The sequence below is a fragment of the Phenylobacterium sp. genome (genome assembly GCF_025351295.1).
GTDB lineage: Bacteria > Pseudomonadota > Alphaproteobacteria > Caulobacterales > Caulobacteraceae > Phenylobacterium.
Map to the genome: position 1 here is coordinate 11,900 of NZ_JANXWD010000038.1, position 19,648 is coordinate 31,547.

The 19,648-nt window shown below is 70.7% G+C and carries 18 protein-coding genes; 11 read left to right on the forward strand and 7 right to left on the reverse strand.

Annotated elements, in window-relative coordinates; genetic code table 11:
* The first annotated feature begins 6 nt into the window (after positions 1 to 6).
* Entirely contained in the window at positions 7 to 1,542 is a 1,536-nt protein-coding gene (locus Q0R13_RS05745; protein WP_293900807.1) for a DUF1501 domain-containing protein, read from the forward strand.
* On the opposite strand, the gene Q0R13_RS05750 is transcribed toward Q0R13_RS05745, so the two are convergent.
* On the reverse strand, positions 1,539 to 2,522 hold the full coding sequence (locus Q0R13_RS05750; protein ID WP_293900810.1) for a nitronate monooxygenase family protein: 984 nt from the start codon (positions 2,520 to 2,522) through the stop codon (positions 1,539 to 1,541). The genes Q0R13_RS05745 and Q0R13_RS05750 overlap by 4 nt on opposite strands.
* Positions 2,523 to 2,677: 155 nt before the next feature.
* On the opposite strand from Q0R13_RS05750, the gene Q0R13_RS05755 reads away from it, so the two are divergent.
* The 3 genes from Q0R13_RS05755 to Q0R13_RS05765 all read left to right on the forward strand — a co-directional run bounded on the left by Q0R13_RS05755 (position 2,678) and on the right by Q0R13_RS05765 (position 5,040).
* Positions 2,678 to 3,451, forward strand: a complete 774-nt coding sequence (locus Q0R13_RS05755) for an SDR family NAD(P)-dependent oxidoreductase (protein WP_293900813.1) — start codon at positions 2,678 to 2,680, stop codon at positions 3,449 to 3,451.
* Between the two features lie 126 nt (positions 3,452 to 3,577).
* A complete protein-coding gene (locus Q0R13_RS05760; protein ID WP_293900816.1) occupies positions 3,578 to 4,183 on the forward strand; it encodes a glutathione S-transferase family protein in 606 nt (201 codons plus the stop codon).
* Positions 4,183 to 5,040, forward strand: a complete 858-nt coding sequence (locus Q0R13_RS05765) for a pyridoxamine 5'-phosphate oxidase family protein (protein ID WP_293900819.1) — start codon at positions 4,183 to 4,185, stop codon at positions 5,038 to 5,040. Before Q0R13_RS05760 ends, Q0R13_RS05765 begins: the two co-directional genes overlap by 1 nt.
* A 1-nt stretch (position 5,041) precedes the next feature.
* On the opposite strand, the gene yaaA is transcribed toward Q0R13_RS05765, so the two are convergent.
* Positions 5,042 to 5,845 (reverse strand): peroxide stress protein YaaA, encoded by an 804-nt coding sequence (gene yaaA, locus Q0R13_RS05770; protein WP_293900822.1) that lies wholly within the window; start codon positions 5,843 to 5,845, stop codon positions 5,042 to 5,044.
* Positions 5,846 to 5,945: 100 nt separating this feature from the next.
* Between yaaA and Q0R13_RS05775 the strand changes: the two genes are divergently transcribed.
* Positions 5,946 to 7,802: a CHASE3 domain-containing protein gene (locus tag Q0R13_RS05775; RefSeq protein ID WP_293900825.1), complete on the forward strand. Its 1,857-nt coding sequence runs from the start codon at positions 5,946 to 5,948 to the stop codon at positions 7,800 to 7,802.
* 263 nt (positions 7,803 to 8,065) lie between these two features.
* On the opposite strand, the gene Q0R13_RS05780 is transcribed toward Q0R13_RS05775, so the two are convergent.
* Positions 8,066 to 9,475, reverse strand: coding sequence for an FAD-binding oxidoreductase (locus Q0R13_RS05780; RefSeq protein ID WP_293900828.1), 1,410 nt, complete (start codon positions 9,473 to 9,475; stop codon positions 8,066 to 8,068).
* A gap of 67 nt (positions 9,476 to 9,542) precedes the next feature.
* On the opposite strand from Q0R13_RS05780, the gene Q0R13_RS05785 reads away from it, so the two are divergent.
* The 3 genes from Q0R13_RS05785 (at position 9,543) to Q0R13_RS05795 (ending at position 10,972) form a co-directional block, all read left to right on the forward strand.
* Positions 9,543 to 9,818: a type II toxin-antitoxin system VapB family antitoxin gene (locus Q0R13_RS05785; RefSeq protein ID WP_293900831.1), complete on the forward strand. Its 276-nt coding sequence runs from the start codon at positions 9,543 to 9,545 to the stop codon at positions 9,816 to 9,818.
* The gene (locus Q0R13_RS05790) at positions 9,815 to 10,219 is read left to right on the forward strand and encodes a type II toxin-antitoxin system VapC family toxin (RefSeq protein WP_293900833.1); all 405 of its coding nucleotides are present in this window, start codon (positions 9,815 to 9,817) and stop codon (positions 10,217 to 10,219) included. Before Q0R13_RS05785 ends, Q0R13_RS05790 begins: the two co-directional genes overlap by 4 nt.
* A 255-nt stretch (positions 10,220 to 10,474) precedes the next feature.
* A complete protein-coding gene (locus Q0R13_RS05795) occupies positions 10,475 to 10,972 on the forward strand; it encodes an N-acetyltransferase (protein ID WP_293900836.1) in 498 nt (165 codons plus the stop codon).
* A gap of 116 nt (positions 10,973 to 11,088) precedes the next feature.
* Here the strand turns inward: Q0R13_RS05795 and Q0R13_RS05800 are convergent, their stop codons facing one another.
* Genes Q0R13_RS05800 through Q0R13_RS05810 form a run of 3 tightly spaced genes read right to left on the reverse strand, consistent with a single transcriptional unit; the run spans position 11,089 to position 13,898 of the window.
* The gene (locus Q0R13_RS05800) at positions 11,089 to 12,057 is read right to left on the reverse strand and encodes an L-threonylcarbamoyladenylate synthase (protein WP_293900839.1); all 969 of its coding nucleotides are present in this window, start codon (positions 12,055 to 12,057) and stop codon (positions 11,089 to 11,091) included.
* Positions 11,988 to 13,271 (reverse strand): YceI family protein, encoded by a 1,284-nt coding sequence (locus Q0R13_RS05805; protein ID WP_293900842.1) that lies wholly within the window; start codon positions 13,269 to 13,271, stop codon positions 11,988 to 11,990. The genes Q0R13_RS05800 and Q0R13_RS05805 overlap by 70 nt, the downstream gene beginning before the upstream one ends.
* A gap of 3 nt (positions 13,272 to 13,274) precedes the next feature.
* Entirely contained in the window at positions 13,275 to 13,898 is a 624-nt protein-coding gene (locus Q0R13_RS05810) for a YceI family protein (protein WP_293900845.1), read from the reverse strand.
* A gap of 190 nt (positions 13,899 to 14,088) precedes the next feature.
* On the opposite strand from Q0R13_RS05810, the gene Q0R13_RS05815 reads away from it, so the two are divergent.
* A complete protein-coding gene (locus Q0R13_RS05815) occupies positions 14,089 to 15,831 on the forward strand; it encodes an acyl-CoA dehydrogenase (RefSeq protein ID WP_293900848.1) in 1,743 nt (580 codons plus the stop codon).
* An 80-nt stretch (positions 15,832 to 15,911) separates the two neighbouring features.
* Positions 15,912 to 17,783, forward strand: a complete 1,872-nt coding sequence (locus Q0R13_RS05820; protein ID WP_293900851.1) for an ATP-binding protein — start codon at positions 15,912 to 15,914, stop codon at positions 17,781 to 17,783.
* 4 nt (positions 17,784 to 17,787) lie between these two features.
* Here Q0R13_RS05820 and Q0R13_RS05825 read toward each other — a convergent pair whose 3' ends face one another.
* Entirely contained in the window at positions 17,788 to 18,969 is a 1,182-nt protein-coding gene (locus Q0R13_RS05825) for an amidohydrolase family protein (protein ID WP_293900854.1), read from the reverse strand.
* 16 nt (positions 18,970 to 18,985) lie between these two features.
* On the opposite strand from Q0R13_RS05825, the gene Q0R13_RS05830 reads away from it, so the two are divergent.
* Positions 18,986 to 19,582 carry a DNA-3-methyladenine glycosylase gene (locus Q0R13_RS05830; protein ID WP_293900857.1) on the forward strand — a complete coding sequence of 199 codons (597 nt, stop codon included), beginning with the start codon at positions 18,986 to 18,988 and terminating at the stop codon, positions 19,580 to 19,582.
* The last annotated feature ends 66 nt before the right edge of the window (positions 19,583 to 19,648 follow it).

Consider the following 19,648-nt stretch of genomic DNA (forward strand, 5'->3'; position numbering starts at 1 on the left):
GGGCCGATGGATCGCCGGCATCTGCTGAAGCTGGGCGGGGCGATGTCGGCCCTGGGGGTCGGCGCGCCCTTCGCCCTGCAACTGGCGGCGGCCGGCTCGGCGGCCGGGCAGTCGGCGCCGGACTATCGCGCGCTGGTCTGCGTCTTCCTGTTTGGCGGCAACGATTCCCACAACACGGTGCTGGCCACCGACCCGGACAGCTTTGGCCGCTACTTCACCACCCGCAACACCGGCAGCGATCCGATCGCCCTGCTGCCGGTGGGGACCGCGCCGACCCCGCCGGGCCAGGTCAATCCCGTCACCGGCCGGGTGTCGGACCTCGGCTCGCCGGAGGCCTGGGGCGGGGTGCTGCCGATCGCGCCCCGGACCGTCCAGAAGATTCCGGACGGCACCAGCGCCTCGACCCGGACCTTCGGCCTGCACCCGTTCCTGGGCCCCATGCAGGGGCTGTTCAACCAGGGACGGCTGGCGATCCTGGCCAATGTCGGCACCCTGATCCAGCCGACCAGCAAGGCGCAGTACCAGGCCAAGTCCGTAGGCCTGCCCACCAGCCTGTTCTCGCACAACGACCAGCAGTCGACCTGGCAGGCGCTCTCGACCGAGGGAGCGCGGACCGGCTGGGGCGGCCGCTTCGCCGACCTGATGGCCGCGTCGAACGGCTCCAATACCCTGTTCACGGCGGTATCGGCGGCGGGCAACGCCGTGTTCCTCTCCGGTCAATCCGTCGTGCAGTACCAGCTCTCGACCGGCGCCCAGCCGGCGGTCGTTATCACCGGCCAGCAGGGGACCAGCCTGTTCGGCTCCTCTCTGGGGCCGTCGCGGGTCAAGGACCTGATCACCGACACCAGCCTGCCCAGCAACTTCGCCGCCGACTACTCCAGCGTCGTCGCCCGCTCCATCTCGGCCGCCACGACCGTCAACACCGCCTTCGCGCAGGGCATCGTGACCGCGGTGCCCGCCGCCTCGGCCTACACCAACCCGATCAGCCAGAAGGTCGAGACCAACACCCTGGCGCTGCAGCTGCAGACGGTGGCGCGGATGATCGCCGCCAGCTCGACGCTGGGCGTGAAGCGGCAGGTGTTCTTCGTCAGCCTGGGCGGCTGGGACACCCACGATTTCCAGAACACCACCCAGCCGAACCTGCTGGCCAAGGTGGCCCACGCCTTTGCCTATTTCGACGGGGCGCTGGCCAATATCGGCGGCATTGACCGGCGCGGTCAGGTGACCACCTTCACCGCCTCGGACTTCTCGCGCAGCTTCACCACCAACGGCGACGGCACCGACCACGCCTGGGGCGCCCACCACTTCATCATGGGCGGGGCGGTGAACGGCGGCGACATCTATGGCCAGTACCCGACCCTGGGCGTCGACATCGGCGGCTTCAACAACCCGGACAACATCAACGGGGCGCTGATCCCGACCACCTCGGTGGACCAGTACGGCGCGACGCTGGGTCGCTGGTTCGGGGTCTCCGACAGCGACATCGACGTGATCTTCCCCCGCCTCCGGAACTTCCCCACCCGCTACCTGGGGTTTGTCTAGGCCGGGATCGCCGCCTTGCCCCTGATCGCCGCTACGCGGTCGATGGCCGCCTCCGCCTCGGCCATGATCCTGGCCACGATCTCGGCGGCCGGCAGCACGTCCTTCACCCCGCCCGCCGACTGGCCCATGGCGAAGGCGGAGCTGTCGATGTCAAGGCCCTCGATCTGGCCGCCGATGCCGCCCATCACCCCAGCGCGGCTGGAGAGCATCGCCTGCTGCGGGAAGGGCTGGATGTCCTGCGGACGGGTCTCCCAGTCGGCGACGTAGGCGTTCTTCTTCACCCGCATAGGCTTGCCGGAATAGCTCTTGGTGCGCACCGTGTCCTCGTCGGTCGCCTCGACGATGACGTCCCGGTACATCTGCCCGGCGTGGGCCTCCACCGAGGCGATGAACCGGGTGCCCATCCACACGCCAACGGCGCCCAGGGCCAGCGCCGCGGCCAGGCCGCGGCCGTCATAGAGCCCGCCGGCCGCCACCACCGGGATCTTCACGGCCTCCACCGCCTGGGCCACGAACGGCAGGGTGCCGACCAGGCCGGTGTGCCCGCCGCCCTCGCCGCCCTGGCAGATCACCGCGTCGCAGCCGGCCTGCTCGGCCTTGACCGCGTGCTTCACCGCCCCGCAGACCACCATCACCTTCAGGCCGCCGTTCTTGAGCTTCTCCATGATCGGCATCGGCACGCCCAGGCCGGCGATGAAGGACGAGGCGCCCTCCTCGATGATGATCTCCACCGCGGCGGTCAGGCTCTCCGGGCTGGCGGCCAGCAGGTCGACGCCGAACGGCTTGTCGGTCAGCTTGCGGACCTTGCGCATCTCGTCGCGGATGAAATCGGGGCTGCGTCCGGCCATGCCCAGCACCCCATAGCCGCCAGCGTTCGACACCGCCGCCGCCAGCTCGGCGTAGGAGACCCCGCCCATGCCGGCCAGCATGATCGGGTGCTTCACCTGAAGCAGGTCGCAGAGCGGGGTGTGCAGGGTCATGGAGGCCTCCCGGATTTTGCCGAACCATGGCGCCGCGGGTCGCCCGTGGAAACCGTGACGCGAGGTCATTCGCCGCAATCGCCGCCGCCGCTGGACTGGCGTTGCGTCACCCGCCGCACGGTCTGCGCCAGCTACGCAACAGGCAGGGCCGATCCATGAGCTTCCCGCTTCCCAACCTCTCCACCGACCTCTCGGGTCGCACCGCGCTCGTCACCGGCGCGTCGTCGGGCCTGGGCCTGCGCTTCGCCCGGGTGCTGGCGGCGTGCGGGGCCAGGGTGGCCCTGGCCGCGCGCCGCGTCGACCGGCTGGAAGAGCTCGCCGCCGAGATCCGCGCGGGCGGCGGCCAGGCCTGTGCAGTTGCGATGGACGCCACCGACGCCGACCAGCTGGTCGCTGCCGTGGAGACGACGCAGGCCGAATTCGGGCTGGTGGACATCCTGGTCAACAACGCCGGCATCCCTGACGCCCAACGGGCCCACAAGATGCCGCTGGAGCTCATCGACCGGGTGCTGGACATCAACGTCCGCGCGCCCTTCATCCTGTCCTGCGAGGTGGCGCGCCGGCTGATCGCGGCCAAGGCCCCCGGCCGCATCGTCAGCATCTCGTCGGCCGCCGCCTACGACTACAGCGGCGGCGGGGCCGCCCTCTACTCGATCAGCAAGGCCGCCGTGGTCCGCATGACCGAGGCGCTCTCCGTCGAATGGGCCCGCTACGAGATCAACGTCAACGCCATCGCCCCGGGCGCCTTCGCCTCCGAGATGATGGACGGGATGCTGGCCAGGGTCGGCGACATCTCCAAGTCGTTCCCCCGCCAGCGGATCGGCGACCCGGCGCAGCTGGACAGCACCCTGCTCTACCTCGTCGGCCCGACCTCCGACGCGGTGACCGGCACCTGCATCCGCGTCGACGACGGCCAGGGCCGGCGCTAGGCGAGGGACACGCCAGTTCATCGCGCCGATCATTGCCGCCGATGGAATTCTGATTTGCGGCGTTGGCCGCTTATCGTCTCCGGACGCGACGCCTAAGTTCCCGGGACCAGCCTCCCGGAGCCGACCATGCCCGCCTCTATCCGCCTTCACGGCCTCGCGCTTTCCGGCCACAGCCACAAGGTGGAGATGTTCCTTCGCCTGCTGGGACTGCCGTTCGACAATGTGGACGCGGGCGCCCCGCAGCGGCAGGCCGAGGCCTTCGCCCGGCTCAACCCGCTGCGCCAGATTCCGGTGCTGGAGGACGGCGATCTGGCGCTGGCCGACTCCAACGCCATCCTGGTCTACCTGGCCCGCCGCTACGACCCGGAGGGTTCCTGGCTGCCGCAGGACCCGGCCGCCGCCGCCGGGGTGCAGCGCTGGCTGTCGATCTCGGCCGGCGAGATCAAGTATGGCCCGGCCAATGCGCGGGCCGTCCACCTGTTCGGCCTCAAGACCGACCTCGCCGACGCCCATGCGGTCGCCGCGCGGCTGCTAGCCTTCATGGACCAGACCCTGGCGACCCAGCCCTGGCTTGCGGGCGCGTTCCCGACCCTGGCCGACATCGCCTGCTATCCCTACATCGCCCGCGCGCCGGAGGGCGGCATCGACCTGGGCCCCTATTCCGCCGTCACCGACTGGGTGGCCCGGGTCGAGGCCCTGCCCGGTCTCAAGCCCATGCCGAGCGCGGCGTGATGGATGCGGGTCCCTGGCATGTGGGCGAGTTGCGGGCCCATGTGCTGGCCGGCGGCGACTATGCCCCGGGCGGCGGGGGCATCCGTGATTTCATGCCCGACCAGCAGCGGCTGTTCTTCGCCCAGCTGCCGTTCCTGGTGGCCGCGACGGTGGACGACGCCGGCGCGCCGATGGCCACCCCGCTGACCGGCGGCGAGGGCTTCGTCGCCAGCCCCGATCCGGAGACGCTGGCGATCGCCGCGGTCAGCCCCGACCCGGCCGGGCGGCGCCTGGTGGCCGGAGCGCCGGTCGGCCTGCTGGGCCTCGATCCGCAGACCCGGCGCCGCAACCGCGCCAACGGCCGCATCGCCTTCGCCGGCGAGCTTGGCCTGATCGTCACGGTCGAGCAGAGCTTCGGCAACTGTCCGCAATATATCCATCGGCGCGGCCTCACGGTCGATCCGCACGTGGCGGGGCCGGTCGAGACCTTCGAAGGCCTGAACGACGTCGCTCGCGCCCAGATCGCGGCGGCCGACACCTTCTTCGTCGCCACCTCCAGCGGCGCGGGGGTGGAGGGCGGCGGTGTCGACGTCTCGCATCGCGGCGGGCCAGCCGGCTTCGTGCGGATCGAGGGCGACGCGCTGGTGATCCCCGACTACCGGGGCAACCGCTACTTCAACACCCTGGGGAATCTGCTGCTCGAGCCGCGCGCGGCCCTGCTGTTCGTGGACTTCGCCACCGGTCGCCTGCTGCAGCTGCAGGGGACCGCCGAGGTGCTCTGGGACGCCCACGACCTGCCCGCCGCCGAGCGCACCTGGCGCTTCCGCCCGACCCGCGGCTTCCGCCGGGCCTCGGGCCTTCAACTGACCGGAGTCTAGGTCAGGCGCTCTTCCCGACCCTGGTCTGCGCCACCGGCGGCGGTTGCGGCCGCGAGAAGGTCATCTCCTCGTCCGATGAGAGATGCGGCTGGAACCGGTAGCCGTCGCGGTCGAAGCTGCGCAGGTCCCGGACCGCCTCGATGCGGTTGTCGATGGCGTAGCGGGCCATCGCGCCGCGCGCCCGCTTGGCGAAGAACGACAGGATGCGCGCCTCGCCGTCCTTCTCCTCCAGGAACCGGCAGGCGACCACCGGGGCCTTCAGCGCCTTGCGGTCCACCGCGCCGAAATACTCGCCGCTCGCACAGTTGACGACCACGCGCTCCCTGTGGCTCTCGGCCGCCCGGTCCAGCGCCTGGGCCACCCGCGGGCCCCAGAAATCGTATAGGCTCTGGCCGCGGCGGGTCTTCAGGCGCGTACCCATCTCCAGGCGATAGGGCTGGATGGCGTCGAGCGGCCGCAGCACGCCGTAGAGGCCCGACAGGATGCGGACGTGATCCTGCGCCCAGGCCAGGGCCTTCCTGTCCAGCTCGCGCGCCCGCAGGCCGGCGTAGACGTCGCCGTTGAAGGCGAAGGCGGCCTGCAGGCCGTCGTCGGACTGGGGGTCGAAGGCCTGGAACCGCTCGCGGTTGAGTTTCGCGAGGTTGTCGGACAGCGACATCAGACGCTTCAGGTCGCGCACGCTGAGCCGCCGCGTGGTCTTGGCCAGTTCGGCGGTCTGGTCGGCCAGTTCCGGCAGGCTCACCGCGGCCTGCGGCGGCGCCGCGGAGAAATCCAGCGCCTTGGCCGGGGAAAGCACGATCAGCATGGCCGATCCTTTGCCGTGACTTCAGCCCGGCGCCAAGCCGCGATGATGCGGGGCGAGCGGGCAGCCTTGCGCGCGGTTCCAGGGTCGGCGATGACAGGGCATGGCAGGGCCTCGCAACGACCGCGCGCTCATCGCGCTGCTGATCGGTTTCGCGGCCCTGGCGGTCGCGGTGCTGGGCGTCATCTGGCTGACGGAACGGCAGGCGCAGAGCGACCGGCTGGTCCGCCATACGCTCGAAGTCGAGAACCGGCTGAGCGACGTGCTCTCACGCCTGCAGGACGCCGAGACCGGGCAACGCGGCTACCTGCTCACGGGCCGCGATCAATTCCTCGTCCCCTATGACGACGCCCTCGCGCACCTGGACACGGAGATGGCCGCCCTCGAACAGGCCGTCGCCGACAACCCGCGCCAGATGCGCCAGGCGGCGCGGCTTCGCGTCCAGGCGGACCGGCGCAAGGCCTACCTGCAGACCAACCTCGAAAGCTATCGTCAGGGCGATCCCGCCGCCGCCAGGGTGGGGCGCCTTGAAGAGGGCCGCCGGCTGATGGATGGCCTGCGCGCGATCGTGGCGGACATGAAGGCCGAGGAGACGCGCCTGCTCACCCTGCGCGCCGATCAGGCGAGGACCGAGCGCAACCTCACGCGGATCGCCCTGCTGCTCAGCGGCCTGGCCGTCGTCGCCCTCGCGACCTTCGCCTACCGGGACGGGCGCCGCCGGTTGGGCGAGGCCCTGGCCGCCGCCGACTCGCTCGCCCAGGCCAACACCCGCCTCCAGGCCGAGGCCGCCAGCCGCGAGGCCGCCGAGGCCCAGGTCCGTCAGTTCCAGAAGATGCAGGCCATCGGCCAGCTGACCGGCGGCATCGCCCACGACTTCAACAACATGCTGGCCATCGTCATCGGCTCCCTGGATCTGGCCAAGCGGCGGCTGCACACGGACCTCCCCAAGGCGGAGCAGGGCATCGACAACGCCCTGGACGGGGCCAGCCGCGCCGCCGAACTGACCGCCCGCCTGCTGGCCTTTTCGCGCCAGCAGCCGCTCGCGCCGCGCGTGCTGGACGTGAACAAGCTGGTGGGCGGCATGTCCGAGATGCTCCGCCGCACGCTCGGCGAGGACGTGCAGATGGAGACCGCGCTGGCCGGTGGCCTGTGGCGCACCAACGTCGACGCCGCCCAGCTCGAGAACGCCATCGTCAACCTCTGCGTCAACGCCCGCGACGCCATGCCGGACGGCGGCCGGCTGACCATCGAGACCTCCAACGCCCACCTGGACGACGCCTACGCCCAGGCAAACGCCGATGCGGCGGCGGGCCAGTATGTGATGATCTCGGTCAGCGACACCGGCGCGGGCATGCCCGCCGAGGTGATCGAGCGGGCGTTCGAGCCCTTCTACACCACCAAGGGCGTCGGCCGCGGCACGGGGCTGGGCCTCAGCCAGGTGCACGGCTTCGTCAAGCAGACCCACGGCCACGTGAAGATCTATTCCGAGGCCGGCGTCGGCACGACCATCAAGATCTACCTGCCCCGCAACACCGGCGAGCTCGACGCCGCCGAGGGGCCGGCCCGGACCCTGGGCGAACTGCCCCGCGGCCGCAGCGGGGAGGTCGTGCTGGTGGTCGAGGACGATGAGCGGGTCCGGCGCCTGAGCGTCGATGCGCTGCGCGAGCTTGGCTACACCGCGGTCCACGCCGGCGACGCCAGGCGGGCCCTGTCGGTGCTGACCCAGGACCGCCGGATAGACCTGCTGTTCACCGACGTGGTGATGCCCGACCTCAACGGCCGCCGGCTGGCCGATAAGGCCCGCGAGGCGCGGCCGGGACTGAAGGTGCTTTACACCACCGGCTATACGAAGAACGCCATCGTCCACAATGGCATGCTGGACGCCGACGTCGCCTTCCTGGCCAAGCCCTTCACGGTCGAACAGCTGGCCGTGAAAGTGCGCCAGGTGCTGGACGGGTAGGGGTGCTCGGACCGTCGGGATAATTCAGGGCGTTTGGCGTTCTCCTCCGCCTTCGATCGTCATCCCCGGCCTTGTGCCGGGGATCCATGCCCCAGTTTGCGCGAGTCCTTGCGGCAGGCCGCGCAGCGCGGCCTGCTCCCGCGACCTGGGCGGCGGCACGATGGATCCCCGGCACGAGGCCGGGGATGACGAGCCAGAGGGTGTGGACGCCGCGATCACCCCGGTCATAGCGAAGCAGAGAGCCGGGACCCATGGACGGCGCCCTAGAACAGCACCCGCGGGTTCAGGATCCGCCTGGGGTCCAGGGCGTGGCGGATGGCGCGCTGGGCGGCCAGTTCCGTCTCGCTCTTGTAGCGGGCGCCTTCCGCGGTCTTCATCGAGCCCAGGCCATGCTCGGCGCTGATCGAGCCCTCCAGCCGCGCCACGATGTCGTGCACGATCCGCGAACCCGCGTCGCGCCGCGCCGCATGCTCGGCGTCGACGCCGCCGTCGGGGCGCAGCACGTCGTAGTGGATGTTGCCGTCGCCCACATGGCCGAAGGCGGCGATGCGCGCGCCAGGCGCGAAGGCGGCCATGGCGGCGGTGGCCTCGGCGAGGAAGGCCGGCACCTTGCTGACCGGGACGGCGATGTCGTGCTTCCAGGTGGCGCCCTCGGGCTTCTGGGCCGGCGACTGGTTCTCGCGGATCGCCCACAGCGCCTTCGACTGAGCCTCGGTCTGGGCGACCACGGCGTCGCGGACCAGCTCGGCCTCCAGGCCCGCCGCCAGGAAGCGCTCCATCGCCGCCTCCGCCGAGCCCGGCTCGCCGGACGAGAACTCGGCCAGCACGTACCAGGGGTGCGGCTCGCCCAGCGGGTCGCGGGTGCCGGCGATGTTGCGCAGCGCGAACTCGACCCCCAGCCGGCCCATCAGCTCGAAGGCCTCCACCGCCCCGCCGGTCTCGTCCTTGGCGCGCGACAGCAGCTCCAGCGCAGCCTCCGGCGTCGCCACCCCGATCATCGCCACGGCGCGCGACGCCATCACCGGGAACAGCTTCAGCGCCGCGGCGGTGACCACGCCCAGGGTGCCCTCGGCGCCAATCAGCAGCTGCTTCAGGTCATAGCCGGTGTTGTCTTTGCGCAGGCGTTTCAGGCCGTTCCAGACCTCGCCGTTGGGCAGCACCGCCTCCAGGCCCAGCACCAGGTTGCGGGTCATGCCGTAGCGCAGCACCTGGGTGCCGCCGGCGTTGGTGGAGACCACCCCGCCCACGGTCGCCGAGCCCTCCGACGCCAGCCCCAGCGGGAACCGCCGCCGCACGCCCGCCGCCGCCTCATGCACCGCCGACAGCGTCACGCCGGCCTCGGCGACCAGGGCGTCGTCATAGGCGTCCACCTCGCGGATCGCCCGCAGGCGCTCGGTGGACAGCAGGATTTCGCCCTGCGGGATCTGGCCGCCGACCAGGCCCGTGTTCCCTCCCTGGGTGGTGATCGGCTGGCCGGCCTCGAAACAGACGCCGACGACGGCGGCGACCTGGGCGGTGGTCTTCGGCAAGGCCAGAAAGGGCGTGGTGCCCACCCAGCGGTCCCGCCACTCGACCAGCTTCGGCGCGATCCGCTCCGGATCCTCGCTCCAACCGCCCTCCCCCAGCACCGCCTTCAGGCGCGAGATCACGTCAGCGGGGACAGCGGCGTTCATCGGCGGAACCTACGCTTCCGCCCGACCGATCGCCAATATGTACTCCGATATATACCGGAGCCTGGCCATGGCGATCCTGATCAAGAAGCCCGAGACCGAACGCAAGGCACGCGAACTGGCCAGCCTGCGCGGACAGAGCATCACCGCGGTTATCGACGGGGCGCTGGACGTCGCACCGGCGGAAGCGCAGCCGAAGCGGCGCCGGCCCACGGTCGATGAGATTGAGGCGGCCACTGAGCGGCTTTGGCAGGAGGCGGGGATCAAAGGCCCTCTGCCGCCGGTGACCAAGGCGGAATGGGATGAGATCAACGAGATCCCCGGCTTCCACGAGGACGGCGATTGATCGTCGTCCACGCCTCTGCGCTCATCGCCATCGCGCGGTTTGAACCCGACCGCCGCCGATATCAGAACGCCTTGGCCGCGACTGACGCGGCCTATCTGTCACCAGCGAACTATCTTGAGACAGGCATCATCCTCATTCGCCAACGCCTGATCACCACCCAGGGCCGATTGGACCTTTGGCTTGAATCGCTGAGGGTGGAATTGCGAGACGACGTCGAGCTTGGCCCCGCCGCTCTCGAAGCCTACCTGCGGTTCGGCAAGCGCTTGCACCCGGCGCGGTTAAACTTGGCGGACTGCTTTGCCTACGCGCTCGCGAGCAGGCTTGATCTGCCCCTTCTCTACAAGGGCGATGACTTTGCGAAGACGGACATCCGGTCGGCGATCGAGGCGCCGTATTCATAGCGCAGGTCATCGTCGGGGCTTGGGCCCGCGGGCGGCCGGTTCTGGGCGGTCGGACGATCGCGGCTTTCGACCCCCGGCCGACTCCGCGAGTGCTTGCGTTTTGTGGCAGGCGCGCTACGGCAGGATCATGTCAGAGACTGTGGGAACCCGCTGAGCGTCTCGAACGACAGAGACATCTCGCAGCAGCTGCGAGGGCCGCGGGGATCGCGGTCCCTCGGTCGGCTGCACACCTAGGTTTCCTACAGGTTCACCATCATGCGAATCCGACTGGAGCGTCCCGAGGACGCGCCCACTATCCGCGCGCTCACCGACGCGGCGTTCAAGGGCATGCCTTTCAGCAATCAAACCGAAGCTAAAGTCATCGATGCGTTGAGAGCGGCAGGCGCGTTGACCCTTTCGCTCGTGGCGACAGAGGGCAGCGAAATTGTCGGCCACGTCGCCTTTTCGCCCGTCAAGATCAACGGAGAGGCCAGCGACTGGTACGGCCTCGGACCTGTGTCCGTGTGGCCGGACCGCCAGCGCACGGGCATCGGTCAGGCCCTGATCCGCGACGGAATCCGACGGCTCCGATCCCTCAGCGCAGGCGGGTGCGTTCTGTTCGGCAACCCGGCGTATTATCGTCGGTTTGGGTTTGAGAGCGATCCGGACCTCTACGACGTTGACGCGCCGCCAGGGGCCTTCCAGCGCCTGCCCCTCAACAGCTCCCGACCAAGAGGCGAAGTCAGCTTTCACCCTGCCTTCGAGGTTTCGTAGGAGAAGGTAAAGAGCGGCCCCTCACTCGGGGGCCGTCCTCCAACCGTTGCGGACGTCCGAGCCGTCCGTTCTCGGGTCGATCATCGCGCGTGTGACCGGGTCTCCTCGCAAAAGCCTTAGCCCACAAACCCCGCCGCCCGACGAAGCCGGTCGTTGATCGCTTCGCCCAGGCCGCCGTGCGGGATCGGGGCGACCGCGATGGCCGTGGGCTGTGAGCGGTCGGCGGCGCGGAGGTAGGCGAAGAGGTTAGTCGCGGCTTCGTGGAGGTCGCCGGAAGGGCTGAGGTTCCAGGGGCCCTGGCCGGCGGGGCCGAAGGACAACCAGGCTTCGCCGGGCCTAGGAGTCTCGACGTCCAGACGCACCGGGGCGTTGGGCGCGTAGTGGCGGGCGAGACGGCCGGGGGAGCGTTTCGCGTCGGCTTCGGCTTCGCTGAGCGGGCCGATGACCGCTTCGATCTCGGCGCGGGTGACGGCGCCGGGGCGCAGCAGGCGGGGCTGGTCCAGCAACGCGACCACCGTCGACTCGAGGCCGATCGCGCAGGGGCCGCCGTCGAGCGCCGCGGCGGCCGCCTTGCCCGTCTCCTCCACGGCGTCGGCGAACGTGGTCGGGCTGGGCCGGCCGGAGCGGTTGGCGGAGGGTGCGACGATGGGGCGGCCCAGGGCCTGGATCAGGGCGTGGGGCAGCGGATGACCTGGCGCGCGGATTGCGACGGTGTCCAGGCCGGCGCGGGCCAGGTCGCAGACCGCCTCGGGGTCGAGCACCGGCAGCACCAGGGTCAGCGGCCCCGGCCAGAACCGCGCGGCCAGGGCCTCGGCCCGGGCGTCGAAGCGGGCGATCCGGCGCGCCATGGCCACATCGGTCACGTGGGCGATCAGGGGGTTGAAGCTGGGGCGGCCCTTGGCCTCGTAGACGGCGGCGACGGCCCGCGCATTGGCGGCGTCGGCGGCCAGGCCGTAGACCGTCTCGGTGGGCATCAGCACCAGGCCGCCGGCGGCGAGCGCGGCGGCCGCGGCGGCTACATCCGCTTCGCCTTCAGGGCGATGGTCACGGTCACCTTGGCCGGGATCTGATCGGTGCTCTTCCACTCGCCCTGCCCAACCCCGAACGCGGTCCGGTCGAGGCTGGTTACACCGCTGACCTCGGCCCTGTCGCCGGTGATCTTGAGCCGGAACGGCAGGTTCAGCGGCCGGCTGACCCCGCGCAGGCTGAGCGTCCCGTGGGCCACGAAGCGGCCCTCGCCGGTCTTGCTGAACCTGGTCGCGGTGAAGGTGGCCTTGGGATGGCTCGCGGTGTCGAACCAGTCGCCGGAGGGCAGGCTGGCGTCGCGCTGCTCGTCGCCGGTCTTCGCCGAGGCTAGGTCGATGGCGACGCTGACCCTGGACCCGTCCAGGGCGTCGGGGCTGAACAGGATGTCGGCGGTCCATTTGTCGAACCGCCCCTGGATCGCGTCGCCGCTCCAGGCGGTGGCGAAGCCGAGCGTGGAGTCCGGCGTCACGGCCCATTTCGCCGGCGCGCTGAGCACGGGCTCCGGCGCCGCGGCGGCTGCGGCGGGTGCGGGGGCGACGACGGGCGCGGGAGGGGTCGGTGCGACAGGCTCCGCGGGCGCGACCGGCGGCGGGGGCAGCACGCCCATGGCCGGACGCGGCGGCTCATAGAGCTTGCCGAAGGCGATCACCGCGATCACGCCGGCCAGGATCGCGAACAGCCGCGGCTCCAGCCAGCGGCCGCCGACCGCGCCGGGGGCCATGCGCGCCAGCACCGGCTCGTTGCGGGTGAACAGCTGGTGCTTCAGGGCGCCGGCCACATGCAGGGCGATCAGGACATAGGCGCCCTTGATGATCAGGTGGTGGGCGTCGCGGGCGGTGTCGTGCCAGACCTTCTTGGCCGCCGGCGCCAGCTCCGGCAGGCCCGGGAGGTGCGGCCAGGGGATGTGGCCGAACAGCAGGGTCGGCAGCACGATCCGGCTGGCCGAGACCATGATCCAGCCGGTCAGCGGCATGCCGATCATCACGACGTAGAAGGCCCAGTGCACCACCGTGGAGAGCGTCCGCTCCCAGCCGGCCAGGGTCGCCGGCTCGGGCGGCGGCGGGTTGACCACCCGCCAGGCCAGCCGCGCCAGGCTGAGCAGCAGGACGGTGATGCCGATCGACTTGTGAAACTGGACGACCGCGAACGCCTCGGGCGTGCGACCCTCCATCCGCCCGGCGATGACGATCTGCAGCACGATCAGCGCCGCGATCGTCCAGTGCAGCGCGATGGCCAGCGCGGAATAGCGCGCGGCGCGGGTCTGTTCGGACATGGACTACTTCTTCACGAACTCGGCTTCGAAGACTAGGTCGACCATGTCGCCGGCGAAAGGCCTGGCGGCCGTCACGCCGAAATCCGAGCGCTTGATCTTGCCTGTGCCCGAAAAGCCCATGCGCGGCCCGCTCACTGGAAAGCCAGATCCATAGCCGTTGAACGCCACGTCCAGGGTCACCGGCTTGGTGACCCCGTGGAAGGTCAGGTCGCCGGTGAGCTGGCCGTGGCCCTCGGCGTCCGAGGTCAGGGCGGTCGAGTTGAAGGTGATCGTCGGGTACTTCTCTGGCTCGAAGTAGCCGGCGATGGTCTTGCTGAACACGTTGTCGGCGGTGTCGACGGACCTCGGGTCGACGGTGATCGCCACCTTGGTGGTCTGCCAGGCGGCCGGGTCGTAGGTGAACATGCCGCTCAGGGTGTTGAACCGCATGGTGTAGTGCGAGAAGCCGCCCATGTGGGGGATCTTGATGATCAGGCTGGCGTGGCGCGGGTCCATCGCATAGGCGCCCGCCGGGACCTTGGCCGGATCGTGGATCGTGGGGTCCGCGGCGGCCGCGGCGCCCGTGGCCAAGAGGACCAGGGCCAGCATAGGGGCCAACACGGGGGCCAGCGAAACGCGGCGCAGCATCCAGGACGCTCCTTCGGATCGGAAAACGCATCGCCGGCCGGCCCCGTCCAGGCGCCGTTGGCGTCAGTATATGCCGGCTTCGCGCCGCGTGGGCGCGGCGGCCGGCAAAATAAGTGGGCCAGCCGACGCGAAACCGAGTCCAACTGCCGCCAGACGCACTCTAGAAACGGCCGAACCGCAAGAGACGCCCATGACCTTCCGCGCCCCGACCCGCGACCTGGCCTTCGCCCTCAAGGCGGCCGGCCATCCGCAGCTGCTGGCCCTGGCCTTTCCCGACCTGGACGACGACACCGTGCAGGCCGTGCTTGAGGCCGCCGCCGCGTTCGCCGACCACGAACTGGCGCCGCTGAACCGCAAGGGCGACCTGGATGGCGCGCGCTATGAGAACGGCCGGGTCACCGCCGCGCCGGGATTCGCCGACGCCTACCGCCACTTCGTCGAGCAGGGCTGGAACTCGCTGTCGGCCGATCCGGAGCACGGCGGCCAGGGCCTGTCGAAGGCCATGGAGCTGGCGGTGTTCGAGATGATCCACGCCGCGAACATGGCGTTCGGCCTGTGCCCGATGCTGACCCAGGCGGCCATCGAGGCCCTGGCCCTGCACGGCAGCGAGCGCCAGAAGCGGCTTGTGCTGCCAAAGCTGGTCAGCGGCGAGTGGACCGGCGCCATGAACCTGACCGAGCCACAGGCCGGCTCGGACCTGGCGGCGCTGACCACCCGCGCCGATCCCGACGGGGCCGGCGGCTACCGCCTCTCGGGGCAGAAGATCTTCATCACCTGGGGCGACCACGACGCGGCCGACAACATCTGCCACCTGGTGCTGGCCCGCACCCCCGACGCGCCGCCCGGGGTGAAGGGCATCAGCCTGTTCCTGACCACCAAGCGGGAGGTCCGGGACGACGGATCGCTGGGCGGCCTCAACGACCTGCGGGCGGGGTCGATCGAGCACAAGCTGGGCATCCACGGCTCGCCCACCTGCGTGATGCTGTTCGAGGGCGCGCAAGCCGAGCTGGTCGGCGAGCTGGGCCAGGGCCTGCCCAACATGTTCGTGATGATGAACGCCGCGCGCCTGCAGGTGGGGGTCCAGGGGGTCGCGATCGCCGAGCGGGCCTTCCAGCAGGCGCTGGAATTCAGCCAGGAGCGCCGGCAGGGGCGCGCCGCCTGGGGCGCCGACGGCGCGATCTATGGCCACCCGGACGTGCGCCGCACCCTGATGCTGATGAAGGCCAAGATCGAGGCGGCGCGCGGCATCTGCCTGACCACCGGCGTGCTGGCCGACCTGGCCCGCCTGGCCGGCAGCGAGGCGGACCGCGCGGCGGCTAGGGCGCGCCAGGAGCTGCTGACCCCGATCGCCAAGGCGTGGTCCACCGACGTCGGCGTGGAGGTGGCCTCGCAGGGGGTGCAGATCCACGGCGGCATGGGCTTCATCGAGGAGACCGGCGCGGCCCAGCACTACCGCGACGCCCGCATCGCGCCGATCTACGAAGGCACCAACGGCATCCAGGCCATGGACCTGGTCGGCCGCAAGGTGCGGCTGAACGGCGGCGAGACGCTCCGGGCGCTGTGCGCCGACATGCAGGCCACCGCCGAGATGCTCCAGGAGGCGCCGGGCCTGGCCGCGGTCGGTCAGCGGCTGGCCGCCGGGGTCGCGGCGCTGGAGCGAGCCTCGGACGCCGTGGTTGCCGCCGACAACATCACGGCGCTGGCCGTGGCGACGCCGTTCCTGAAGCTGGCCGGCGACGTGGTCGGCGGCTGGGTGCTGGGCCGCCAGGCGCTGGCGGCGGCCGGGTCGGACGACCCGTGGCTGGTGGCCAAGGGCGGCCTGGCGCGGCTCTACGCCAGCCAGGTGCTGAGCCTGGCCCCCGGCCAGGCCGACGGCATAGCCGACGGCGCGGGCGACCTGGAGACCACGACCGCCGCCGCCCTGGCGGGCTAGGTTCGCGGCGGTCCGCGACCGACCCCGTTCGCCGTTGATTCATCTCTGACCCCTACGATCCTGCGATGGGGAAGCGTGAGATGTCAGAGGCTAGCGCCAACGTCGGGTCGCCGACCCCGCAGGGGCGTGGAATTCCCGTAGACGCCGGCCTGACCGCCTATCAGCTGGTCCTCCTCGCCTTCCGCCTCCCGATCTGGGCGCACTGGACCTTCAATGCCGTCGCCGCCGGCGCGATGCTGCTGCTGGGCCACCCGTGGCTGGCCACCTGGCTGTTCGTCACCGCCGGCGTGGCCGACGTCATCCAGCAGAGCCTGCTAAAGCGCTGGCTCGCCACCGCGCACGGCGTCGGGGACGCCGAGGGCATGCCCAAGGTGGCTCTGCTGTGCGTCTCGCGGGTGATCGTCTACACCGCGCCCAACCTGGTCATGGCCGCCCATGGAGGCCTGGGGGAGTACGCCGTCGCCGGTCTCCAGCTGGCCACCCTGATGGCGGCGGGCATGGGCGCAGGCGCGCTGTCGCGGACCGTCTTCTGGGCCTTCTGCGGGCCGCTGCTGATCGAGATGGCGGCGATGGCGATCGCGTTCTCGACCCTGCCCGTCGCCGTCGCCATCCTGATGGGCCTGGTGATCCTGTTCAGCCTGCTGGTGATGGTCTCCCAGGGGGCGGACAACACCATCTCCACCTGGCACACCGCCTTCATCGACAGCCTGGCCGCGGTCGACGAACTGGCCAAGGCCCGCGACCAGGCGGTGGCCGAGCGCACCGCCGCCGACGCCGCCCGCGAGGTCGCGCGGCGCGCCAGCAACGCCAAGTCGAACTTCCTGGCCACCATGAGCCATGAGATCCGCACGCCGATGAACGGCGTCCTGGGCATGGCCCAGCTGCTCAAGCGCGATGAGGCCGATTCGGTCCAGATGGAGCGGATCGACGTGCTGATCGAGTCCGGCGAGTACCTGCTGTCGATCCTCAACGATATCCTGGACGTGTCCAAGATCGACGCCGGCAAGCTGGAGATCGCCCCGGCCGCCGAGCCGATGCGGCCGTTCCTGCAGAGGGTGGCGGGCTTCTGGAGCGCGCGGGCCGGCGAGCGCGGCGTGGAGCTCCGGCTGGAGATCGCCGACGACCTGCCGCAGGCGCTGATGTTCGATGCGCTGCGGCTGCGCCAGGTGCTGTTCAACCTGGTCGGCAACGCGCTGAAGTTCACCGAGCGGGGCGCGGTGGTCATCGCCGCCGAGCTGACGGCCCAGGACGGCGGGACGGCGCGGGTGCATCTGGCGGTGCGCGATACCGGCCCGGGGATCGCCGCCGAGCACCTGCCGCACCTGTTCGACCGCTTCTCGCAGGGCGACGAGACCGAGGCGCGGCGGTTCGGCGGCACCGGCCTGGGGCTGTCGATCGTCAAGCAGCTGGTGGAGCTGATGGACGGCCGCGTCTGGGTGGAGAGCACGCCCGGCGAAGGCTCCGCCTTCCACCTCGAGTTGCCGTTGGCGGTCGTCCGGTCCGAGGCGCCGGCCGCGGGGGTAGAGGCCGGCGAGCCGCTGGGCGTGGCCCTGGACCGGCTGAAGATCCTGGCCATCGACGACAACGCCATCAACCTCATGGTCCTGGAACAGCTGCTCGGCGCCCTGGGCCAGGTGGTGATCAAGGCGTCCGGCGGCGAGGAGGCGCTGGAGAGGCTGGCCGACGAGGCCTTCGACCTGGTGCTCACCGACATCCAGATGCCGCGGATGACCGGGCTGCAGGTGCTGCAGCGGCTGCGCGCCACGCCTGGCCCCAACCAGTTCACGCCGGTGGTCGCCCTGACCGCCGACGTCACCTCCGGCGGCCGCCAGCGCTATCTGGACCAGGGGTTCACCGACCACAGCTCCAAGCCCATCCAGCTGCAGGACCTGCTGGCCGCGATGGACCGCGCCACCGCCCACGGACCGGACCGGGCCGAGCGGGTGGCCTGAGAGCCTAGGCCGCCGCCAGCGCCGGCAGGTCGTGCAGGGTGCGGTCCAGGCCTGCGCCCATCAGGTCGATGAAGTTGTCGCGGTAGAACTTGCGCTTCAGGACCTCGTCCACGCCGGCCAGGTTGTCGTTGAACCGCTTCAGCGGGTTGCGGCCGCCCTCGACGTGCGGGAAGTCGGAAGAGAACAGCACCGTGTCCTCGCCAGAGTTCTCCAGGATCCAGCGCACGTCCTCGTGCGGATAGGGGGTGACGCGCAGCTGGCGGCGCAGGATCTCGCTGGGCGTGCCGGAGAGGGTCTGTAGGCGCTCCTCCTTGCCGAACGCCGCGACGCCGCTATCCAGGAACTTCATCAGGCTGGGGAGCCAGGAGGCGCCCAGCTCGATGGCGCCGAACTTCAGCTTCGGGAAGCGGTCGAAGACGCCGTCGATGACCAGGGCCGAGAGCGTCTGCCAGAGGCTGAGCGGGATCGCCATGAAGGTCAGCGAGGTGAAGTTCTCGTCGCCGCCGTGGAAGTCCTTCACGAACGGCAGGCCGTTCTCCAGGTAGTCCTTGTGCATCTTCTCCTCGCCGCCGACGTGGAACAGGATCGGCACGCCCGCCTCCTGGGCCACCGCCCACAGCGGGTCGAGCTCGCGATGGCTGGCTGAGAAGCCTGGCGGGTGACGGGAGGGGACCACCAGACCCTTGGCGCCCAGGCGGATGGCCTCGCGGGCGATTTCCGGCGCGCGAGCGCGGTCGACCAGCGGCACATAGCCGGTGGCCAGCAGCCGGCGGTCGACCGAACAGAACTCGGTCATCATGCGGTTGTGGGCGCGGGCGGCCTCGACGGCCAGTTCCACCTCGCCCATCTGCTCCAGGCCGAAGTTCGACAGGCAGGCGGTGGTGAACACCAGCTGGCTGGCGAAGCCCAGGTAGTCCAGGGTCCGGGGCCGGTCGTCGGCCCTGAAGGCGCCCAGCGCCTCGTAGTTCTTGCGCAGCAGGATATTGGCCTCGGCGCCGGCCAGGAATTCGGGGTCGCGGGCCTTGTCGGCGGCCTTCGCGAACCACTCGGGCAGCACGTCCTTGCGGCCGGTCTTGGCCACGAAGTCGTCGCGGAACCGGGGGTCGAGGTAGCGGTTGATGGTGCCCGGCAGCTCCATGACGTGGCTGTCCGCGTCGTGCACGGTCTGGCCCTCGACATATGCCATGGCGCATCCTCCCCAGATGACTTCGTTCAGCGCCGGACATTCCGGACCTTCGAAAGCGCCGCGTCAAGGGTTCTGGACTCGCCATCCGGCGCAGGTGGCGCCCGATCTGATCGGCTGGGAGGTATTGGTGGATGGGGTCGGCGGGCGGATCGTGGAGACCGAGGCCTATCACCCCGAGGATCCCGCCTCGCACACCTTCCCGGGGCCGACGCCGCGCAACGCGGTGATGTTCGGGCCGCCGGCGCACCTATACGTCTACCGGTCGTACGGCCTCCACTGGTGCATGAACTTCGTCTGCGGCGCGGAGCCCGGCGGGGCGGTGCTGATCCGGGCGCTGGAGCCGACCGCCGGGCTGGAGATCATGCGCGCCCGGCGCGGCTTTGAGCCGGCGCGCGCGCTGTGCTCCGGCCCGGGCAAGCTGTGCCAGGCGCTGGCCGTCACCCAGGCCCAGAATGGCCTGTCGCTGGAGGCGCCGCCGTTCGCGCTGCGGGAGGGCCGGGCCGGCGCGGTCGTGGCCGGTCCTCGGATCGGCCTGACCAAGGCGGCAGAGGTCCCGTGGCGGTTCGGAGAGGCCGGCTCGAAGTTCCTGAGCCGGCCGTTTCCCAAGGTGTGAGCGCCTGCCAGCACCCTGACCGTCATCCCGCGGCTTGTCCGCGGGATGACGATCTACGGGGGTGGG

What these genes read in the sequence shown, in the direction of transcription:
- Q0R13_RS05825 (WP_293900854.1), bottom strand. Translation starts at nt 18,969, where the DNA reads ATGGCATATGTCGAGGGCCAGACCGTGCACGACGCGGACAGCCACGTC.
- Q0R13_RS05805 (WP_293900842.1), bottom strand. Translation starts at nt 13,271, where the DNA reads ATGTCCGAACAGACCCGCGCCGCGCGCTATTCCGCGCTGGCCATCGCG.
- Q0R13_RS05795 (WP_293900836.1), top strand. Translation starts at nt 10,475, where the DNA reads ATGCGAATCCGACTGGAGCGTCCCGAGGACGCGCCCACTATCCGCGCG.
- Q0R13_RS05810 (WP_293900845.1), bottom strand. Translation starts at nt 13,898, where the DNA reads ATGCTGCGCCGCGTTTCGCTGGCCCCCGTGTTGGCCCCTATGCTGGCC.
- Q0R13_RS05765 (WP_293900819.1), top strand. Translation starts at nt 4,183, where the DNA reads ATGGATGCGGGTCCCTGGCATGTGGGCGAGTTGCGGGCCCATGTGCTG.
- Q0R13_RS05760 (WP_293900816.1), top strand. Translation starts at nt 3,578, where the DNA reads ATGCCCGCCTCTATCCGCCTTCACGGCCTCGCGCTTTCCGGCCACAGC.
- Q0R13_RS05815 (WP_293900848.1), top strand. Translation starts at nt 14,089, where the DNA reads ATGACCTTCCGCGCCCCGACCCGCGACCTGGCCTTCGCCCTCAAGGCG.
- Q0R13_RS05745 (WP_293900807.1), top strand. Translation starts at nt 7, where the DNA reads ATGGATCGCCGGCATCTGCTGAAGCTGGGCGGGGCGATGTCGGCCCTG.
- Q0R13_RS05830 (WP_293900857.1), top strand. Translation starts at nt 18,986, where the DNA reads ATGACTTCGTTCAGCGCCGGACATTCCGGACCTTCGAAAGCGCCGCGT.
- Q0R13_RS05775 (WP_293900825.1), top strand. Translation starts at nt 5,946, where the DNA reads ATGGCAGGGCCTCGCAACGACCGCGCGCTCATCGCGCTGCTGATCGGT.
- Q0R13_RS05780 (WP_293900828.1), bottom strand. Translation starts at nt 9,475, where the DNA reads ATGAACGCCGCTGTCCCCGCTGACGTGATCTCGCGCCTGAAGGCGGTG.
- Q0R13_RS05750 (WP_293900810.1), bottom strand. Translation starts at nt 2,522, where the DNA reads ATGACCCTGCACACCCCGCTCTGCGACCTGCTTCAGGTGAAGCACCCG.
- yaaA (WP_293900822.1), bottom strand. Translation starts at nt 5,845, where the DNA reads ATGCTGATCGTGCTTTCCCCGGCCAAGGCGCTGGATTTCTCCGCGGCG.
- Q0R13_RS05755 (WP_293900813.1), top strand. Translation starts at nt 2,678, where the DNA reads ATGAGCTTCCCGCTTCCCAACCTCTCCACCGACCTCTCGGGTCGCACC.
- Q0R13_RS05785 (WP_293900831.1), top strand. Translation starts at nt 9,543, where the DNA reads ATGGCGATCCTGATCAAGAAGCCCGAGACCGAACGCAAGGCACGCGAA.
- Q0R13_RS05820 (WP_293900851.1), top strand. Translation starts at nt 15,912, where the DNA reads ATGTCAGAGGCTAGCGCCAACGTCGGGTCGCCGACCCCGCAGGGGCGT.